We start from the raw sequence: 1329 nt of genomic DNA, 5'->3' as shown, positions 1-1329 counted from the left end.
CCAATCCCAGCAACTTACCTACCCATGCTCTCAGCGCTACGGCGGCTATCGGCGCGATTGCCGGCGAAACCGTTACGCCTGGTCCTATGACGCAATCCCGTAGAAACGCCATTCTTGACCGTGCGAATCAGGCCATTCGTGACCTGTCGCTGATTGTTGTATCGGTTGAAGCGCGTTTCCAATCCACGCCAGCACTTGCCGCCGCCGTTGACATGATCAGCGCCTGTGGTTTGGTGCCCGGCTTGAACTGAGCAATAGATGAAAATTTTCGCTAGATATCTGAAACAACAATCACCCAGCCCGCAATTAGGCAGTTATGGCCACGGCTGGATTGAATTACCCAACGGTCAACGCTGGCAGCCATGTACCAGCCGAGTGGTGTTTCTAGGGGCGTTACGTAAACCCGTATTGAAAAACAAGCGTCGCCCGTGGTGGTTCCGTTTAATGGGATTGAAAAGGGGGCGCTATGTCGGGCAATAACAATAAATGGTTGGCGATCATTCGTCACAAGGTAACCGGTAGCCACAGTAAGGTGCGTTTGATATGGGAACGTCTACCGGCAGAGCATCGTGGGCTTTTGCTGCATTCAGCCGGGATGAAGTCAGAGCACTGTCGTTACGCATGGGATGATTTTACCCGCGAAGAATTGCACCAGCTTAAACGCGGTATTCAGCGCTTGCGGGCTTTGGTCGATACGTTCGGCGCTGTGGGTTTACTGGATTTTGTGAAAGAGGACAACGTTAGCCTTAAACCGCCGCGCCAATTACAGCCGGTAAACAACTTCGGCGCCGAAATGATTGCAGCCCAATCGATGGTCAATATGCATTACACCGATAATTAAGGGAAAACTATGAAAGCAATAGCGGTAGATAAAAAGGGTTTGATGGAAGATTTTATAACTTGGGGTGTTGCGCCAAATTATGCTCGATTTTTTCTAGCAAAATGCAAAGAGGCTAACGACCAAATTTTATTGGAGCCATTTATGTTTAATGACTCTGAGCATTTAACTAACCAGCACCAATGGTTTGCAGCTAACTCGGCATTTTGGTGCCGTGTTTATCGAGAGGCTGAATGTAATAGAGCGCAAGGGGAAGCATTGGCATCTATTCGTTCTATTTTCTTTGTGGCCGGAATGCTTGGTCAGGGGAGTATTGCCGTAATGATAAGGCAATGGTGGCATGATACTCATGAACTGCATGGTCTACCTTGCCCGAATCAATCCCAGCTATCTACGATGATTGCGCATCACTTTCATTAATTAATCCAAAACCATAAATACCAACGGCCTCCCATCGGTGGCCGGGGATTTTTATTACCTAAATTCGGAGC

General features: G+C 48.5%; 4 protein-coding genes. All 4 read left to right on the top strand.

All coding sequences use genetic code 11. From position 1 onward, the window contains the following. Positions 1–251: phage regulatory CII family protein (locus tag DBA33_RS18960; protein WP_205582789.1), on the top strand; the 251-nt coding region annotated here is incomplete at its 5' end. 7 nt (positions 252–258) lie between these two features. Beyond that, entirely contained in the window at positions 259–480 is a 222-nt protein-coding gene (locus DBA33_RS18955) for a phage filamentation protein Fil family protein (RefSeq protein ID WP_004717258.1), read from the top strand. Further along, on the top strand, positions 467–841 hold the full coding sequence (locus DBA33_RS18950) for a hypothetical protein (RefSeq protein WP_050877336.1): 375 nt from the start codon (positions 467–469) through the stop codon (positions 839–841). Before DBA33_RS18955 ends, DBA33_RS18950 begins: the two co-directional genes overlap by 14 nt. A gap of 9 nt (positions 842–850) precedes the next feature. Then, the gene (locus DBA33_RS18945) at positions 851–1258 is read left to right on the top strand and encodes a hypothetical protein (RefSeq protein WP_050877337.1); all 408 of its coding nucleotides are present in this window, start codon (positions 851–853) and stop codon (positions 1256–1258) included. Positions 1259–1329 lie beyond the last annotated feature (71 nt).

It is taken from the genome of Yersinia sp. IP36721 (assembly GCF_003634395.1).
GTDB lineage: Bacteria > Pseudomonadota > Gammaproteobacteria > Enterobacterales > Enterobacteriaceae > Yersinia > Yersinia entomophaga.
This window is presented reverse-complemented; position numbering and strand designations above follow the sequence as displayed.